We start from the raw sequence: 15,880 nt of genomic DNA, 5'->3' as shown, positions 1-15,880 counted from the left end.
CGGAATACGTGACTGCACCGCAGCTAAATATTGGGGGGTGCACGCGGTCTGCAAGCTGGCAATAAGCCAGTCAAAAAAAACCGACCAAGCCCTGAATATCACTGGCTCCAGCGCGATGCACCCCTCCAATGATGTGGGTATAGTAACGGTGCAACAGGTACGTGACACACAGTCAAACCAGCATCAATTATCCGCTCGGCATTGCGTCACACCGTATCTGATAAGCGCCGCGATCAATTACCGGATCACTCGACAGGAAATCAGATGACCTCATCCAGCCAGCGCCTGGCCTTGCTTGAAGCAGTTGTCGAGCAGTCATTCAACGCCGTGTTGATCACCGATGCCAATCTGGCAAACGGCGGCCCGCTCATCGTTTATGTCAACCCGGCGTTCTGCACCATGACGGGCTATACGGCCGAGGAACTGATCGGTCTTTCGCCGCGCATTTTGCAGGGTGCGGACACCGACCCGCAGGTTATCGAGCGTCTGCGGCAATGCCTGAGCGAACGTCTTTTTTTCGAAGGGTCGACGGTCAATTACCGTGCCGACGGCAGCCCGTATGTCGTCGAGTGGAAAATCTCACCAGTGCGCGACAATGCGGGCCAGGTCTGCAACTTTGTGTCAGTGCAGCAAAACATCAGCCCGCGCATCCGCGCCGAGCGTGAACAACACTTGCTGGCGCAGGCGCTGAACGCCGCGTTCGACCCGATCATCATTACTGATCGCAACTCCACCATCGTGTTCGCCAACGAGGCGTTTCAGCTCATAACCGGCTACAGCGCGCCCGAGATCATTGGGCAAAACCCGCGAATGCTACGCTCCGGCAAACACGACGCGCTGTTTTATGCGCAGTTCAATGAGTCGCTCGCGAGCGGCGAGCCCTTTCGCACCACCTTTATCAACAAGCGCAAGGACGGCTCGCTTTTCTACGCCGAACACAGTATTTCCCCGCTGCGTAACGTGGAGGGTGCAATGACGCATTACGTCAGCATCAGTCAGGATGTAACAACTCGCCTGGGGCGCGAGCAGAAGTTGCTGGAGATTGCCCACAGCGACACGCTGACCGGGCTGGATAACCGAAGAGCAGCGGAACACACACTTGAGCGCCTGATCAATACGGCGCGGATAGCGGGCAAACCGTTCAGCTTCATCATCTGCGATATCGACCATTTCAAGTCAGTGAATGATCGGTACGGTCATCCTGCCGGCGACAGCGTATTGAAAAGCGTTGCAGCCATTCTCAAACACCGGATTCGTGCGTTTGACGTTGCCGCCCGCTGGGGAGGTGAAGAGTTTCTGATACTGGTGCCCGACAGCTCACTGAAACAGGCCGCTGAGCTCGCAGAACGGGTTCGCAAAGGCGTGGAAAGCCTTGAAATACCTGAAGCAGGCCCGGTAACCATTTCTCTGGGGGTTGCAGAACTCAGCCCCGGAGAAACGGCTGCGAGCCTCATTCAGCGCGCGGACAAGGTGCTGTATCAAGCCAAACGCCTGGGTCGCAACCGCGTCGAGATTGCTCATGCTGATGACCCTGCTTATTGATGCAGCTTTCGGCTGTCGCTATTACGGGCCAGTGCCCTCAACAAGAACAGGCATCCTCAGAACCTTATTGGCAGCGGTGATATAAACCCAGTGCTGCGAGCCTGCGGAACAGAACGCAAGATTGCCGGTGTCCTTGGCCGTTACCAGCAACTTGCCGAGTAACTCGCCGCTGGCCGAAAACACCTGCACGCCCTCTTTGCTGCTGCTCCAGACATTACCTTGAGCATCGACCTTGAGCCCGTCGGGAATACCGGGGGTTATCTCGGCGAACACCCGTCCATTGCTCAACGCCCCGTCGTTGACCTGATACACCATAATCCTGTGGGCCAGCTTCGGGTTCTTGAAGTCATGCGCCTGTTGCGAATCTGCGACGTACAACAAACGTTGATCCGCGGAAAACGCCAGGCCGTTGGGCGAGTGCAGTCCCGGGGTATTCTGTCTCACCAGTTGATCGTGCTCTGGATCATAGCGGTACACGTACTCGCCGCCCTGCTCCGGCTTGCCGCCATAACTCTCTGCCTTGTTCAGCACGCCAAAGGTCGGATCACTGAACCAGATGCCCCCTTGATCATCGACTGTAACGTCGTTCGGGCTGTTCAAGCGTTTACCCTGGTACTTGTCGACCACTGTGCGCCATTGACCGTCCGGCTCTTGACGCACAATGGCGCGCTCGCCATGGGAAGCGGCAATCACACGCCCCTTGGCATCCCGAGCGTGCCCGTTTTGATAATGGGCAGGGTCCAGCCAGGTACTGACGCCTTCGCCCTCTTTCCAGCGCATGACCTTATTGGCCTTTACATCACTCCAGATCAAACCACCCTCGGGCAGACATAACGGCCCTTCTGCCCACTTCGCATCGGCAGTGACAACCTGTGCCTGCGCATCGGGCTGAACCAGTGTGGTGAAGTGGGGGTTGTTGGCAACTACCTTTACAGGCGATGCCGTGTCCGAAGCCATGACTGCACCGCTGGCAAGAAGCGCACTGCCTAATAAAAGCATTGATATGTTCCTGCCCGGATGACGTAAAACCCGATTCATACGCTTCGTCCTGTCGATCAATAGGCGCAAGGGCCAGAGGTACGTTTGGCAGCCGCTTGAGGCTTGAGTTTCACAATCAGCTGAACGTTGGGCTGATCACCCACGGTACGGCTCAAATGCCCTATGCGCTTATCGTCGGGCCGTCCCTTGGCGCTGGCATCGGCATTGAACTGCATCTCTCCGGGGCCTTGAACAAGCACCGTGCCATCGGTTGTTTCCACCGACCATTGCCCCTGAAGCGTGATGACCCACTGAGGGCCGGGGGCGTGATGCCAACTGCCGACGTAACCCGGCGGCAACACCGCATAGGCGATACTTTCGATTTCATCGGGCGACACACCGATCCACTGAGGCTCGGCGGGTGGTGCGTAACTTTTAAACTCCAGTCCCTCAATGCGACAGTGGTCCACATGAGTGGCGCCCTGCTCATCGGCCCAGACCGTTGCATAGTTGACCGGGGGTTGAAGCTTGCCGTTACTGGTGGTGCTTTCTGAAGAGTTGCCGGGAACGGACAAAACGGCAGCGAACGCGTTACTGCCAGTCGCCCATACAGCGGCGCAGGCAAGTGCGAGTGCCAAGCGGGTTTTCATGAGTACATCCTTATTCACAATGATGGCGGGGAAAAAACCGCGTGACCCGGCTTTTTCGCATCCGGATAAAACGGACCTGCCATGACAGCAGGCCCGAGCGCTGTATCAGAGTTTCGGCAGCTGCCCGATACGGCCCATCATCTCGGTCACGATCTGCAGGTCGAGCAGAAACTGCTCGGTGGTCTTGAACTCGTTATCAGTGTGGCCGGTGTATTTGACTTCAGGTCTTGCCAGACCGAACTGCACGCCGTTGGGCAACTCATGAACCGATGTAGCGCCCGCCGAAGTGCCGAACGCGTGTTTCATGTCGAGGTTTTCAGTGGCCACAGCGAGCAATGCCTTGACCCACTCGCCTTCCGGGTTGCGATACATCGGCTCGGCAATGGAATAGTCGAATACCGGGTTGATAGCGGTCTTCGTGCTCCATGCCGTGAGTTTTTCGGCGACTTCAGATTTGAGCAGTTCTGGAGACTTGCCCTTCGGCACGCGCAAATTGACCGCCAGTTGGAACGCCTTGTCATCCAGCGCAACGTAAGTCAGGGAAGTCGTCAGCGGCCCCATGAACTCATCGGAGAAGCCAACACCCAACTTGCCGCCCAGATAGTCCAGGCCCCAGTTGTCGGCCGCATAGCGAGCGGCATCCGTGATGTGGTTGTGCTTGAGCGCAACGTTGCCGTCGAGGCTGTTGATGAAATCCAGCATCCTCGCTACCGGGTTGACGCCGGACTCGGGCGCAGATGAGTGCGCGGAAACACCGGTCACTGTCAACTTGACGTCCTTGCCTTCCACGTTGGCGGCAATCTCGAAGTTGCCGCCATTGCGTTTCACATAATCTGCACCGGCCTGTTGCAGGCTGGCTGCCAGTTGCGCAGGCTTGTCGGTCACCAGCGTAACGACTGATTTCGACGGAATCTGATTGGTGGCCATGCCACCCGTCATCGAAACGATCTCGGCGCCCTCACCCTGCGCAGCGCGCTTGGCAAAACTGGCCATGACGGTGCCGTAGCCTTTCTCCGCAATTACAACCGGATACCCGCCATCCAGCGCCAGGTTGTAATTGGGTGTCGGATTGCGCTCGAAGTAATAGGGAATGGCATCGCCGGCAGTCTCTTCAGTGGTGTCTATCAGCAGCTTGAAGTTTCTCGCCAGCGGCAGCTTTTCTTCCTTGATGACTTTCATGGCATACAGCGACACCACGATGCCGTTCTTGTCGTCTTCGGTGCCACGGCCATACATGCGGTCACCGATCAAAGTGACTTTGAACGGGTCCAGCCGAGTGCCGTCAGGTAATACCCAATTCTCTGGGGTCACGGGGACAACGTCGGCATGCACATGAATACCTACGACTTCATCGCCGCTGCCGTCGAGCGAGACTTCATAGACGCGGTTATCGATGTTGCGAAACTTAAGGTCGAAGCGTTCGGCAAGGCTTTTGATCTTCTCGGCGATCTTGATGAACTCAGGGTTCTCATGCTGGGCAACGCCGTCCACACGCACCGTTGGAATGGCGACCAGCTCACGCAGCGTCTCGGTGGCCGCGCTGCCGTACTTGATCCGCGCGTATAGGCCGAGCAGGCGATGAATTTCGTTTTGCTGCGCTTCTGAAAGCTTTTTATTGTCGAGAAAGGCCGCGATCGCAGGGCCGATATTTGCGCTCCTGGCGATATCGTTATTGTTCACGCTCGCCAGAAACTGCCTGAAGTCTGTTAACGATGTACCGCTGAACGTCTTGACGATGACGGCGCTCTGTTGCGCATCAAGGTTGGCATAGGCAGACGTAGTCACGGCTGAAAGGCTGGTCAGTAGCAGCGTGGCTGCGGCGAGTTTTTTGAGTGCGAAATTCATTTTTGAAGGCATTCCTTGGCAGGCAGGGGTTTGAAAAAAACCTGATCGTTTGATCAGTAAGCCTTCCAACTTACACCACGAGACAAGACGGCGGGAATCCCTGCTTTGAAAACCGTCGCGAGCGTGGTGCAGCAAACTATCCCGATGGCGAACATCGATATCCGCCCTCACGCGTAAACGCCCTTGGGCTTTTTTGTGGTTCAGCAGGCGCTCGTTAATGTGACATGATCCCTGTCTACCTGTGGACCTGTGGACCTGCGCAGACCACGGAACGACATTGCCCTCACTCATGGAAGGAAAATAAAGTGCACTCAAGAAGTACGCTGGCAGCCCTACTGATTTCGATAAGCCTGCTTATCGGTGGATGTGACAAGAGCGACGCGCCGCAAAGCGTTACGCAACCTGGCAGCCCGCCGCAACAAAAGATGAGTGCCGAGCAGGCCGAGGTCGAAAAGTACAATGTCTATGTAAAAGCGGCCAATTACGGCGCTGACTTTGGCGAGTTGCTGGAGAAGCGTCTGAATGAATATCCCAAGAAGCTCGCAGCGGGTAAAAAGCTGACGGATTACTACATTTTCAGTACCTACGACATCAGCACATGGCAAAAGAACCTGAAGGAGGCACTGGCCATCGAGTCTCCAATGCCCGAACTGGATGAGCCGGCAAAAGGCATGCTTGAAACCCTCGCCAAGCTGGCTCCTGTCCAGGCCGAACTTGAAAACTACGCACAGTCCAAAGGCTTCCTCGCCGATGATGGAAAGGAGGCCCGGGAAACGGAGCCTGCTCTGCAAGCAGCGATGAAAGACGTCGCCATATACCAAGCGGCGTTTTTTGACGGGATCAACAAGCGTGACGACATCAACACCAAAAACGCGTTTGAAAGCGCAGAAAAAGACTCACAAGCTTATTATCGAGCAGGCATTGTCGTGTACGCGAAAGAGTCCGCGCGGTTGGCCAGCGAGTTCTTTCAGAACGCCGGAAGCGAAGAAACTGCCAAGCCGTTCGAAGCCAGTCTGAGCAAAACGGCACAGATGATCGAAGGCTGGGACAAAAAAACCCGCGAACAAACGCGCTCGCCGGGCTGCACCGTGGTACTGAGCGACCTGAACGGTTTCGTAGGCAAAGGACGCCAGGCGATCAGCGATGCACGAAGCGGCCAGTACAAACGTGAAAATAATAGCGAACTGGGATGGCGATCATTCAACCCTGTCGAAAAAGGCGCTAAAGATGTACAGCGCGCTTTCGGCAGCTTGATCAACAGCATGAACCGGGACGAATGCATCTGACGATGATCTTCGCCACTTGCAGGATGCTTGAAGCGCATCCCGCGAGACATCTTATAAGGGTGCGCAAATGATCAAGCTGCTACGCCATCTAAAAGCCCGCTTCGGCCAGAAGCGCACTGCGCCGCCGCCCGCCAGCGCCCCGATTGCCGAGCCGGCCAGTGAAGGTGAACTCGTGTCTCGCGTGCAGCAGAACCTGGCCTGGCTGCCGGTGTATCAAGAACCTGAACCGCTGAATTCACCGCCCCCCACCTGCCCGCCCCTGGGCAGGGAAAACGAATCACTGCTTATCCGCTACCGGGCTTACATCGCGCAGGTAGAACAGGCTGACCGATCCACGCTGGACGAGGCATGCTGTCAAACCGGGCGGCAGCTGGCTCAAGAATTGCTCGACACGGCAATCACCATGGCCAGCCTGAAAGCCGATAGCTCGCCCGATATGTACTGGCTGATACAATCCGCAGCCATTGCGTCAATGTTTGCCGATGGGGTGCAATCGGAAGCCTTTGAGCGTCACAGAGAACATCTGCAGCACTACCGAAAGGGGCGGCGGACCGCGGGACAGGTGTCGGCGTTTGATATCTACGTGGAGTGGCATACGCCAAAGCCGGTCAGGGCATTTCTGCCACACCCGTCGAGCGAAACACGGTCACCCAGCGAACCTTCACCCACGCCTGAGGATATCGACGAGCTGCTGTCATACCTGCCACGGTTGTACCCGGACGGTGTGGCTATCAAAACGTACGTCGTCAAAGAGAACACCTACTGGCCGGAATACTTCCAGGTCGTGAACGATTTCTATCGCGCCTCGGGCAAGGGTTGCTGGACTGACTTTGATTACATAAATCATGGCGCAGGGGACATGCTCGAAAACGATGCCTACATCGCGCAGGCAAACCTTGCAGACATACAAACCATGCTCACCTATTGCAACAGGGGCGAACGCTTTTGCGACGGGCATAATGGCTGGATGATCGAGAAAGGCTACATGCTGAAGATCCTGCGCAGGCTGAACGTGCTAAGCGGCGCAGATTTGTGACGCAGGAGCGTCACGCAACGCATTCCAACGCTGGAGCGTGCGGAACGATAATTTCAACTACCGTGCAACGCTCAACGTCGGCACCCAGTCCTGGACACTCGGCGATGCATCACGAGGGGGCGCTCAGGCACGCTTGATCTGCCATGCCGCCTACATCAATCGGCCAGCAAAAGCAGTGTCAGGGAAACGTGTCGAAATAAATACAATTGGAAATGAAATTCCACTGGCTGTATTAAGTGAACAGATCCTTCGCCCAGCGTGGCTGGGAGCGGGATCCAAACCACACTTCGACAGTTAACAAGCCTGAGGCTTTTTATGAATTCGTCCCTGTCCCGCCGCAAGATCCTTCAAGGTGCCTGCTGCCTTCCCGTTGCCGCAGCGCTGATGGAATTACCCTCGATTGCCAATGCTGCGACGCCGACCTCTCCCCGGACCACAATGACTGCTGATCAGGCACTCAAAGCACTGCGCGACGGCAACGACGCATTCATGACCGACAAGACCATCAACGTCGAGCGTAACCGTGATCGCCGCCTGGAAATCGCCAAAGGCCAGACCCCGTTCTGCATTCTGATCTCCTGCTCCGACTCGCGCGTACCGCCAGAGCTGCTCTTCGGTCGTGGTCTGGGTGAACTGTTCATCGTGCGTAACGCAGGCAACACTGTGGACACGGCAGCGCTGGGCTCGATCGAATACGGTGTCAGCCAACTGGGCGTGCCACTGGTGGTGGTGATGGGCCATGAGAAATGCGGTGCCGTAGCTGCAGCAGTGTCGGTGGTGGAAGACAACACGGTTTATCCAGGTGCCATTGGCCAGATGATCGAACCTATCCTGCCGGCGGTGTTGAACGCCAAATCAAAAAAAGGTGGCAACCTGCTCGAGGACTCGGTCAAGGCGAACATTCAGCGTACCGTAGCCCGTTTGCGCACGGCTTCGGAGCCTGCCCTGATGAACCCGATCAAAACCGGTCAGGTCAAGGTTGTTGGTGCCTATTACAGCCTCGAAAATGGCAAAGTCGATTTCTTCGACGTCTGATGTATTGAAGTCTTGATGCATGAAAGCCAGCGCACGGACTGCGCTGATTCTTTCCATGAACGCTGTTTCCCGCCTCGTTGCCGCCCTCCCCGCCATGCTGTAAAAGTTTCCTGAACGCCTGTCAAAGGTCATCTGATCAATACGACTCAGGATGCAGTCGGCACTTGGCATCGCCACACGTCGAATGAAGGAAACGCGTGAAAAAGGATTATCTGGCGTTCTTCACATCATTGTTCCTGTCACGATTGGCCGATCAGGTTCTGCTGTTCATCGTGCCACTGGTCGTTTTTAAAGCCACCAACAGCGCGTCCTGGGCGGGGCTGGCGTTTTTCGTCGAGTCGCTGCCGCGCTACCTGGCATTTCCTGTATGTGGAGCACTGTGCGACAGGTTTTCTCCCGTCAGAATGCTGCACATCAGCCAGGTCTATCGAGCGCTGATCTGCGTAGTGGCGGTGCTGTTGTACGGGGCGTTCGGCAGGATTTTCTGGCTGGTGGTGCTCTCGGCTGCGTGCGGTGTCCTGACCACCCAGGGGATCATGGCCCGCGAAGTGCTGATGCCGCACATTTTTCAGCGCTACAGCTATACAAAGACCCTTGCCTACTCGCAGATTGCCGATCAGACAGGTCTGGTTCTAGGACCGCTCGCCGCAGTGCTGTTACTGGATATCTGGACCTGGCCGTGGGTTGTGCTGTGCAGTGCCGGGCTGTTTCTACTGGCCGATCTGGCCATGCTGGTATGGCAACGCAGCAGCGCTGTCACGCTTGATGCCTGTGACCAGTCAGTAGGCATCGGGTGGCAGCCGCTGAAAATTGCACTGGGGCATATCGTCCGGTTAACCGAGCTGAAAAAAGTCATCACCCTGGCAGTCGGGGTCAACCTCATCGTTGGCGTGACGCTGGCCACGTCGGCGGCGATGGTTATTGGCGAGCATGCTGCGGGCAATGGCAACTACGCCAGCCTGCAGATGGCCGGTGCGTTGACGACCATCGTGATTCTGCTGTTTCTCGCCCGTGTGGTCGTGCCGATGCGGGTGCTTGGCAGTGTTTCGTACGTGATGATCGCAACGGGTGCACTTGTCAGCGCGTTGAGCCCCGGCCTGGACGGGTATGTGTGCGGCTTTCTGCTGATTGTCGGATTCGACAAAATGTTCAACGTTTACCTGCGCAGCACTCGACAGCGCGTGATACCCAGGCAGGACTTCGGCAAGACGGTAGGCGTTATCACCTTGCTCAACAATCTGTCGCAGCCGCTGGCTGGGTTGCTGGTTGCGCTGCTGGCCGCTCCGTTGGGTATTCGTCAGGTAATCCTCATCCTCGCTGCGCAGACCGCTTTGCTGGGCCTCGCCGCGCTGTGGCTATTCGGGGGATGGCGAACCCGACGCTGATCGAAGATCCTCAATGAGGGTGCCTACACCTTATCGGCCGCAGGCACCCCGGATGAGATCAATACTCTCAGATCACACCGCAAGCAGCACGGTCACCGCCGCCGCCCAAAGGTTTAGGCATGTCGGCGTGGTTATCGCCGCCGGCATGAACCATCAATGCATGGCCTTTGATTTCGGACAGTTTTTTCAGGCGCGGTGCCAATACCGGATAGTCGGCAGTGCCGTCAGCCGTGACGTACAACGCGGGCAGGTCGCCCAAGTGACCTCGCGCATAAGGCCCCAGGTGTTTGCCGGTCTTGGCCGGGTCAAAGTGACCACCGGCCGCCAGTGCCGCAACCTTCACGCCGTCCTTGGTGCCTGCCTCGCAACTACCGTTTTCATGCACGTGGAAACCGTGAATGCCCGCAGGCAGACCGGTCAGCTTTGGGGTGAACAGCAAGCCGTACTCTGTTTCGCTCACCGTAACGCTGCCGATCGGTTTGGGCGCGCCGTCAGCGCTGACCAGATTGATCGGAACGTCCAGCGATGCTGCCTGAACGCTGAGGGAAAAGGCGCCAAGAAGGCCAAGCAAAAGATGAGGTTTCATAGGTTTTAATGCGTCCCTGATCTGTTGATCGAAGTGAACGTTGCTCTGAGCGGCGTGAATCGGTACGCCACGCAACGTCATTGATGTCACAGAAGGTGAGACCACAGGCGCGCACTTTGATGCAAAAAGATGAGCGAGAAGCGCTCGGGGAAGTGATGCAAAACTTCACACTGGCCTGCCAAGACAGGTTGGCAAGCCAGTGAGTTCAGTGAGCGCCGGGCTGCCAGCGCTACGACTGGCTTCAGATATCCAGGCAGATCTTGCCGAAATGCTGGTTGGTTTCCTGATACTTGAACGCTTCGACAATGTCGGTCATCGGGAACGAACGGTCCATGACCGGGCGCATGCCGTTGGCGTCAATCGCGCGAATCATGTCCTGCTGCTGCGTGCGGCTGCCCACCAGCACACCCTGCATGCGCAGTTGCTTGACCAGCGCCGGAACGAACTCCAGCTGACCGGCCACGCCGCTGAGAATGCCAATGACCGAAATATGGCCGGCAACCCGTGCTGCGTTCATGGAATGCTGCAGCGTCGATGGGCCGCCTACGTCAATGATGTGGTCCACACCGCGCCCGCCGGTGAGCTTGCGGGCCGTTTCGCCCCAGTTGCTGTCCTTGCGGTAGTTGATCAGATGGTCGGCACCCATCGCCTGCAGACGCTCCAGCTTTTCATCGCTCGAAGAGGTGGCGATAACCGTAGCGCCGACCATCTTGGCGAATTGCAGGGCGAAGATCGACACGCCGCCAGTGCCTTGCACCAGCACGGTATCACCGGCTTTCAACGAGTCATCGACCATCAGCGCACGCCATGCAGTCAGGCCGGCAGTGGTCAGTGTGGACGCCTCGGCATGGCTGTAACCCAATGGCGCGCGGGTGAACGAGGTTGCGCGAGCGGTAACCTGTTCACGGGCATAGCCATCAACGCCGTCGCCAGGCACTGTGACAAAGCCTTCAACCAGTGGCTCACCGCTGATCCATTCAGGGAAGAAGGTGCTGACGACCGAGTCGCCCACCTTGAACTCGCTGACGCCCTCGCCGACCGCTGTCACCACACCGGCACCGTCGGCCATGGGAATGCGCTTCTCAGTCGGTGCCCACATGCCGGTGACAACGGCGAAATCGTGGTAGTTGAGCGAGTTGGCGTGCAGGCGCACGGTAATTTCACCGCTTTTGGGTGCCAGCACTTCGCTTTCGCCAACGCTGACCTGATCGTAGCCGCCGCCAGCCTGCACGTAGATGGTTGTGTTGCTCATGGTCAATCTCCTATCAATTCAACATTACGCAAAATGACGAAATGTATAAATAAAACTTACAACTCTTTCTTGAGCCGATCCGCGAACCGGTCGATGGCTTGCTCGTCACGGCGGAAGTACGTCCACTTGCCGATCCTCGTCGCCTGCACCAGCCCGGCACGCTGCAGGATGGCCAGATGCGCGGACGCCGTGGAAGCCGACAGATTGGCCTTGGCCTGAATATGTGACACACACACCCCTATCGCCGGATCACCGTGGTCCTGGGGAGGAAAATGGGTTAGTGGGTCTTTCAGCCACTCCATGATCAACATGCGAGTGTCATTGCCGACCGCTTTGATTTGCTCAAGAATCATGGGGTTTAACATTACGCCTTTTTACGAAATGTTCAACCCCCGTGCAGAAATACACATGGCACAGAACGTGATTGCCGCTTCACATCGGCATGCCGGATAAAGCACTCTGTCGGCACTTATAAAATCCGCTACGCAGTCGCGAGCGCACTTCGTATCAAAGCCAGGACCGTCTCATGATCAATCTGAAATACAGCGTATTTAGCGCCCTGCTTCTGGGCATGGCAGCGATGGCTCAGGCCCAGGAATCAGCGTCGCATCTGGACAAGGTATTGCAGACAGGTCAGTTGGCGGTCTGCACCACAGGCGACTACAAACCCTACTCCCTGCTGCGCGAAGACGGTGAACACGAAGGAATTGATATCACCATGGCCCGCTCGCTGGCCAAGAGCCTGGGCGCGACTGTGCAATGGGTGCCTACCACCTGGAAAACCCTGCTGCCGGATATGGTTGCCGGTAAATGCGACATTGGCATGGGCGGCATTTCGGTCAGTCTGGAACGCCAGAAGAAAGCCTTTTTCAGCAGTACGCTGGATGTCGATGGCAAGATCCCGCTGGTCCGCTGTGAAGATCAGGCCTTGTATCAGACTGTCGAGCAGATCAATCAACCGTCAGTGCGCCTGATAGAACCGGCCGGTGGCACCAACGAGGCGTTCGCACGCGCCCATCTGCCCAATGCGTCTCTGGCGTTTCACGATAACAAGACCATCTTTCAGGAGTTGCTGGACAAGAAAGCCGACGTAATGATCACCGATGCTTCCGAAGCACTTTATCAGCAGAAACGCATGCCCGGCCTGTGCGCAGTCAACCCGACCCATTACATGCAATACGGCGAGAAAGCTTACCTGCTGCCACGCGATGACGTGACCTGGAAAAGCTACGTGGACCAATGGCTGCATCTGAGCAAGGCCACCGGTGAATATCAAAAGGCGTTGGGAGAGTGGCTGGCAGTGCCGACACAACTGTAAAAAGCATATCATTTTGCCATTATTTAAAGCTTGGGTCGGGGACGCCGATAGTGTTTGAACCTGTGATGCATTTCGCACGGCTTCTGATTCTGTAAGCGCAAACCTATAGGGAAACCCTCATGTCCCAGACCCAAGCGGCCCATGCTGGCCTCACCGTAAAACAGCGATTGATGGCCTCGACCTTCGCCATCATCGTCGCGTTTGTAGCGCTATCGGTTTTCATGATCCATACACTCAAGACATCGACCGAGAACGTCGACGCGCTCTATAACCGGGATTTCCTGGCAACCGAGGCGGTGAACAATATCGATGGCGCGCTGACCCGCGTGGACATCAACATTCTGCGCATGATCGCCATCGGCAATCCGGAGCAGACCGCCGGCTGGAAGAATGAGAACGAAGCCGCTTTCGCCAAACTCGATGAACTGACCGTGCAGCTCGGCAAGAACACCGCTGAAACGCTGGATGTGACGCTCACTCAGCAGTTGCAGCGCGATTACGCAAAGCTGCGTGACGGCATGCGCCATCAGACAAGCGTTATCCAGACGGGTGATATCGCCGCCGCCACCACTATCAACCGTACTGAGGTCAAACCGTTTGCCGAGCAGGTGTTCAAGACCCTGCAGACCCTGCGCGAGCAAGGCAAGCAACATGCTGGCGAGCGTTTTGAGGCGCAGGAAGGCAGCGCCAACCAGGCCAGCAAACTGGCCATCGGCGCCACGCTGGTGATTGCGATACTGGGTGTCATGGTAACGCTGCTGACCATACGCAGCATTCTGGCGGCCATTGGTGGCGAACCCTCAACAGTGGCCACTATCACGCGCACCATCGCCAAGGGCGACTTGAGTAGCACCATCAAGGTCAATGCCGATGACAACACCAGCGTCGCTGCTGCCGTGGTTGCCATGCAGACCCAACTGCGCGACACCCTGCAGCAGATTTCAAATTCGGCAACCCAACTGGCCGCCGCTGCCGAAGAGATGACGGCCATCACCGAAGACGGCGTTCAAGGCATCCAGCGACAGAACAACGAGATTGACCAGGCCGCAACGGCTGTCAATGAAATGACCAGCGCAGTGGAAGAAGTCGCTCGTAACGCCGAACACACCGCACGCTCGTCAAGCAATGCGACCAGCGCGGCGCAGGCCGGTCTGGGGCTGGTCAAGAAAACCGCCAGCGCGATCAACACCATGAGCACCGACGTACAAAAAACGGCCACCTTGATTGGCGAGCTGGCAGGTCAGTCGCGCGACATCGGCAAGGTGCTGGATGTGATTCGTGGTCTGGCCGAGCAGACCAACCTGCTGGCCCTCAACGCCGCGATCGAAGCCGCTCGCGCAGGTGAAGCCGGACGCGGGTTTGCCGTGGTGGCGGACGAAGTTCGTGCTCTGGCTCACAGAACCCAGCAATCAACCAGCGAAATCGAACGTCTGGTGACCAACATCCAGAGCGGCACTGAGCGGGCTGTGGGCTCGATGCGTGGCAATACCGAACTGGCCAGCGAAACGCTCGTTATCGCCGAGGGCGCCAATGACTCTCTGACCGCCATCAGCGCGGCGGTGAGCGAGATCAACGACCTCAATCTGGTCATTGCCAGCGCCGCGCAACAGCAGGCGCACGTGGCACGGGAAGTGGATCGCAACCTGGTCAACATCCGTGACTTGTCTGCGCAATCCTCATCGGGCGCGCAGCAAACCAGCAGTGCAAGCCGTGAGCTGTCGACATTGGCGCTGAATCTGAACAATATCGTCGGGCGCTTCCGCCTGTCCTGATCCGACACGCACTCTGCGCGCTGCCACAGCGCGCAGAGTGCGCCCCTTCCGTCCTTTTCTGGCCAATCTGCACGTCTGCCTACATATTTTGTTGCAAGCCCCTCGCGCCTGAAATAGCGTGGTGTCCTGGACGAACAAGGACGGCCCGCATGAAGCCCAGCAAGCCCATCACCCGCGCATTCTGCGTCGAATTACAACAAGAGTTGTCGATTGCCGCTGCCCGCCGCGAGTACTTTTCCCAGGAACCGCCACGCAAGCGCTTCGAGTTTCTCTGCTCCAACGAAGCTTGCAGAGCGCTGGGCGCTAAAGTGACCGGGGTTCGCTACGACGTGAAGCCACAGGACAACCCGACCTTTGTCGCTGCGCATTTTCGCGCCAACCCGCATCACGATCATCATCCGGACTGTGAGTGGGTGGATGAGAGCGCAGACGAAAAGCCGGACATCCCGGTTGAAGAAACCGATGTTCAGACGCGCCTGCGCCAGGCCAAGTGTAAGCTGGATGATTACATCGACATATTCGACCCAACGCTCAAAGCACCGAGCAAAGAGAAATCCGGGGAAGAAAAAGCCGGTGCAGGCAACCCACAGCCCCCCGTCAGCCAGCCATTGACCGAGCCCGCGACACCCAGGGCCGCTCGCTACAGCGAAACCCGCACCAACAACCTGGAGCGCCTGGTAGACAGCTATCGACAGGCCAAGGCCGAGTTGTCACTGGACGATTTCAAGCTGTTGAAACTAAGAATTCCCGGCCAGGGCGACGTCGCGTTGCGCTCGTATTTTCGCCATATCAAATTCGCCAAATCGGGCGACAACGGCCGCGTACTGTTTGGCGGCGGGCTGATAGAACAACGCTACGGGCAGGGCTTCAAATTCAAATTCTTCGACCGCCTCGACGGCAAACTGGTGACCCTCTACGTATCACCTGCGCAAATGCAGGCCTACCGCTCCAGCCGCTACATCAGCGAACTGCTCAGCCATGCGGATGAGGTAAAGTTCTTCACGGTGTACGCACTGGGCACCGTCACCCAAAGCCCGTCAGGCAAGAGCTACAGCGTCGAGGTCGATGACCTGCGGCACCTGGCAATTGTGCTGGGGCCAGCGAAAGAGCTGGTTGAAGAAGGGAAGGCTGCGGGGGGTGAGTGATGCTCATGCCCTGATAAAACGCATGCCAATGCAGAACATTGGCATGCGAA

14 protein-coding genes are annotated in these 15,880 nt (G+C 57.2%); 8 read left to right on the top strand and 6 right to left on the bottom strand.

Annotation, left to right across the window (positions count from 1 at the left end):
- Positions 1–264: 264 nt before the first annotated feature.
- Positions 265–1,542 (top strand): sensor domain-containing diguanylate cyclase, encoded by a 1,278-nt coding sequence (locus QRN38_RS10140; protein ID WP_057418530.1) that lies wholly within the window; start codon positions 265–267, stop codon positions 1,540–1,542.
- A gap of 21 nt (positions 1,543–1,563) precedes the next feature.
- On the opposite strand, the gene QRN38_RS10135 is transcribed toward QRN38_RS10140, so the two are convergent.
- The 3 genes from QRN38_RS10135 to QRN38_RS10125 form a co-directional block, all read right to left on the bottom strand.
- Complete coding sequence (locus QRN38_RS10135; RefSeq protein WP_010204185.1) at positions 1,564–2,541, bottom strand: SMP-30/gluconolactonase/LRE family protein; 978 nt, start codon at positions 2,539–2,541, stop codon at positions 1,564–1,566.
- Between the two features lie 56 nt (positions 2,542–2,597).
- Positions 2,598–3,170, bottom strand: coding sequence for a cupin domain-containing protein (locus tag QRN38_RS10130; protein ID WP_057418529.1), 573 nt, complete (start codon positions 3,168–3,170; stop codon positions 2,598–2,600).
- A gap of 105 nt (positions 3,171–3,275) precedes the next feature.
- Complete coding sequence (locus tag QRN38_RS10125; RefSeq protein ID WP_054090493.1) at positions 3,276–5,015, bottom strand: dipeptidase; 1,740 nt, start codon at positions 5,013–5,015, stop codon at positions 3,276–3,278.
- A 305-nt stretch (positions 5,016–5,320) separates the two neighbouring features.
- Here QRN38_RS10125 and QRN38_RS10120 point away from each other — a divergent pair, with 305 nt between their 5' ends.
- From QRN38_RS10120 to QRN38_RS10105, 4 genes are all read left to right on the top strand, one after another.
- Positions 5,321–6,301: a YiiG family protein gene (locus QRN38_RS10120; RefSeq protein ID WP_054090492.1), complete on the top strand. Its 981-nt coding sequence runs from the start codon at positions 5,321–5,323 to the stop codon at positions 6,299–6,301.
- A gap of 67 nt (positions 6,302–6,368) precedes the next feature.
- Positions 6,369–7,337, top strand: a complete 969-nt coding sequence (locus tag QRN38_RS10115; protein WP_057418528.1) for a DUF6508 domain-containing protein — start codon at positions 6,369–6,371, stop codon at positions 7,335–7,337.
- Between the two features lie 315 nt (positions 7,338–7,652).
- The gene (locus QRN38_RS10110) at positions 7,653–8,372 is read left to right on the top strand and encodes a carbonic anhydrase (RefSeq protein WP_010204183.1); all 720 of its coding nucleotides are present in this window, start codon (positions 7,653–7,655) and stop codon (positions 8,370–8,372) included.
- Positions 8,373–8,569: 197 nt separating this feature from the next.
- On the top strand, positions 8,570–9,757 hold the full coding sequence (locus QRN38_RS10105; RefSeq protein ID WP_057418527.1) for an MFS transporter: 1,188 nt from the start codon (positions 8,570–8,572) through the stop codon (positions 9,755–9,757).
- Between the two features lie 67 nt (positions 9,758–9,824).
- Here the strand turns inward: QRN38_RS10105 and sodC are convergent, their stop codons facing one another.
- The 3 genes from sodC to QRN38_RS10090 all read right to left on the bottom strand — a co-directional run bounded on the left by sodC (position 9,825) and on the right by QRN38_RS10090 (position 11,960).
- Positions 9,825–10,343, bottom strand: a complete 519-nt coding sequence (gene sodC / locus QRN38_RS10100) for a superoxide dismutase family protein (RefSeq protein ID WP_005763994.1) — start codon at positions 10,341–10,343, stop codon at positions 9,825–9,827.
- Between the two features lie 241 nt (positions 10,344–10,584).
- Positions 10,585–11,595, bottom strand: coding sequence for a zinc-dependent alcohol dehydrogenase family protein (locus QRN38_RS10095; RefSeq protein ID WP_024667528.1), 1,011 nt, complete (start codon positions 11,593–11,595; stop codon positions 10,585–10,587).
- A gap of 56 nt (positions 11,596–11,651) precedes the next feature.
- The gene (locus tag QRN38_RS10090) at positions 11,652–11,960 is read right to left on the bottom strand and encodes an ArsR/SmtB family transcription factor (protein ID WP_122212483.1); all 309 of its coding nucleotides are present in this window, start codon (positions 11,958–11,960) and stop codon (positions 11,652–11,654) included.
- 161 nt (positions 11,961–12,121) lie between these two features.
- On the opposite strand from QRN38_RS10090, the gene QRN38_RS10085 reads away from it, so the two are divergent.
- The 3 genes from QRN38_RS10085 (at position 12,122) to QRN38_RS10075 (ending at position 15,830) form a co-directional block, all read left to right on the top strand.
- Positions 12,122–12,913 carry a transporter substrate-binding domain-containing protein gene (locus tag QRN38_RS10085; RefSeq protein WP_011103511.1) on the top strand — a complete coding sequence of 264 codons (792 nt, stop codon included), beginning with the start codon at positions 12,122–12,124 and terminating at the stop codon, positions 12,911–12,913.
- Between the two features lie 119 nt (positions 12,914–13,032).
- Positions 13,033–14,685: a methyl-accepting chemotaxis protein gene (locus QRN38_RS10080; protein WP_007244873.1), complete on the top strand. Its 1,653-nt coding sequence runs from the start codon at positions 13,033–13,035 to the stop codon at positions 14,683–14,685.
- A 149-nt stretch (positions 14,686–14,834) separates the two neighbouring features.
- Positions 14,835–15,830, top strand: a complete 996-nt coding sequence (locus QRN38_RS10075; protein WP_057418526.1) for a hypothetical protein — start codon at positions 14,835–14,837, stop codon at positions 15,828–15,830.
- Positions 15,831–15,880: the final 50 nt, after the last annotated feature.

Source organism: Pseudomonas sp. CFBP2511 (assembly GCF_030209255.1).
In the GTDB taxonomy this organism is placed as follows: Bacteria; Pseudomonadota; Gammaproteobacteria; order Pseudomonadales; family Pseudomonadaceae; genus Aquipseudomonas; species Aquipseudomonas avellanae.
Note: the sequence above shows the minus strand (reverse complement) of the source record. Positions and strands in the feature narration are given on the sequence as shown.

Excerpts from the sequence above, each read along its gene's own strand:
- QRN38_RS10080 (WP_007244873.1), top strand. The coding sequence starts at position 13,033 with ATGTCCCAGACCCAAGCGGCCCATGCTGGCCTCACCGTAAAACAGCGA.
- QRN38_RS10095 (WP_024667528.1), bottom strand. The coding sequence starts at position 11,595 with ATGAGCAACACAACCATCTACGTGCAGGCTGGCGGCGGCTACGATCAG.
- QRN38_RS10115 (WP_057418528.1), top strand. The coding sequence starts at position 6,369 with ATGATCAAGCTGCTACGCCATCTAAAAGCCCGCTTCGGCCAGAAGCGC.
- sodC (WP_005763994.1), bottom strand. The coding sequence starts at position 10,343 with ATGAAACCTCATCTTTTGCTTGGCCTTCTTGGCGCCTTTTCCCTCAGC.
- QRN38_RS10075 (WP_057418526.1), top strand. The coding sequence starts at position 14,835 with ATGAAGCCCAGCAAGCCCATCACCCGCGCATTCTGCGTCGAATTACAA.
- QRN38_RS10110 (WP_010204183.1), top strand. The coding sequence starts at position 7,653 with ATGAATTCGTCCCTGTCCCGCCGCAAGATCCTTCAAGGTGCCTGCTGC.
- QRN38_RS10130 (WP_057418529.1), bottom strand. The coding sequence starts at position 3,170 with ATGAAAACCCGCTTGGCACTCGCACTTGCCTGCGCCGCTGTATGGGCG.
- QRN38_RS10140 (WP_057418530.1), top strand. The coding sequence starts at position 265 with ATGACCTCATCCAGCCAGCGCCTGGCCTTGCTTGAAGCAGTTGTCGAG.
- QRN38_RS10125 (WP_054090493.1), bottom strand. The coding sequence starts at position 5,015 with ATGAATTTCGCACTCAAAAAACTCGCCGCAGCCACGCTGCTACTGACC.
- QRN38_RS10085 (WP_011103511.1), top strand. The coding sequence starts at position 12,122 with ATGATCAATCTGAAATACAGCGTATTTAGCGCCCTGCTTCTGGGCATG.
- QRN38_RS10090 (WP_122212483.1), bottom strand. The coding sequence starts at position 11,960 with ATGTTAAACCCCATGATTCTTGAGCAAATCAAAGCGGTCGGCAATGAC.
- QRN38_RS10135 (WP_010204185.1), bottom strand. The coding sequence starts at position 2,541 with ATGCTTTTATTAGGCAGTGCGCTTCTTGCCAGCGGTGCAGTCATGGCT.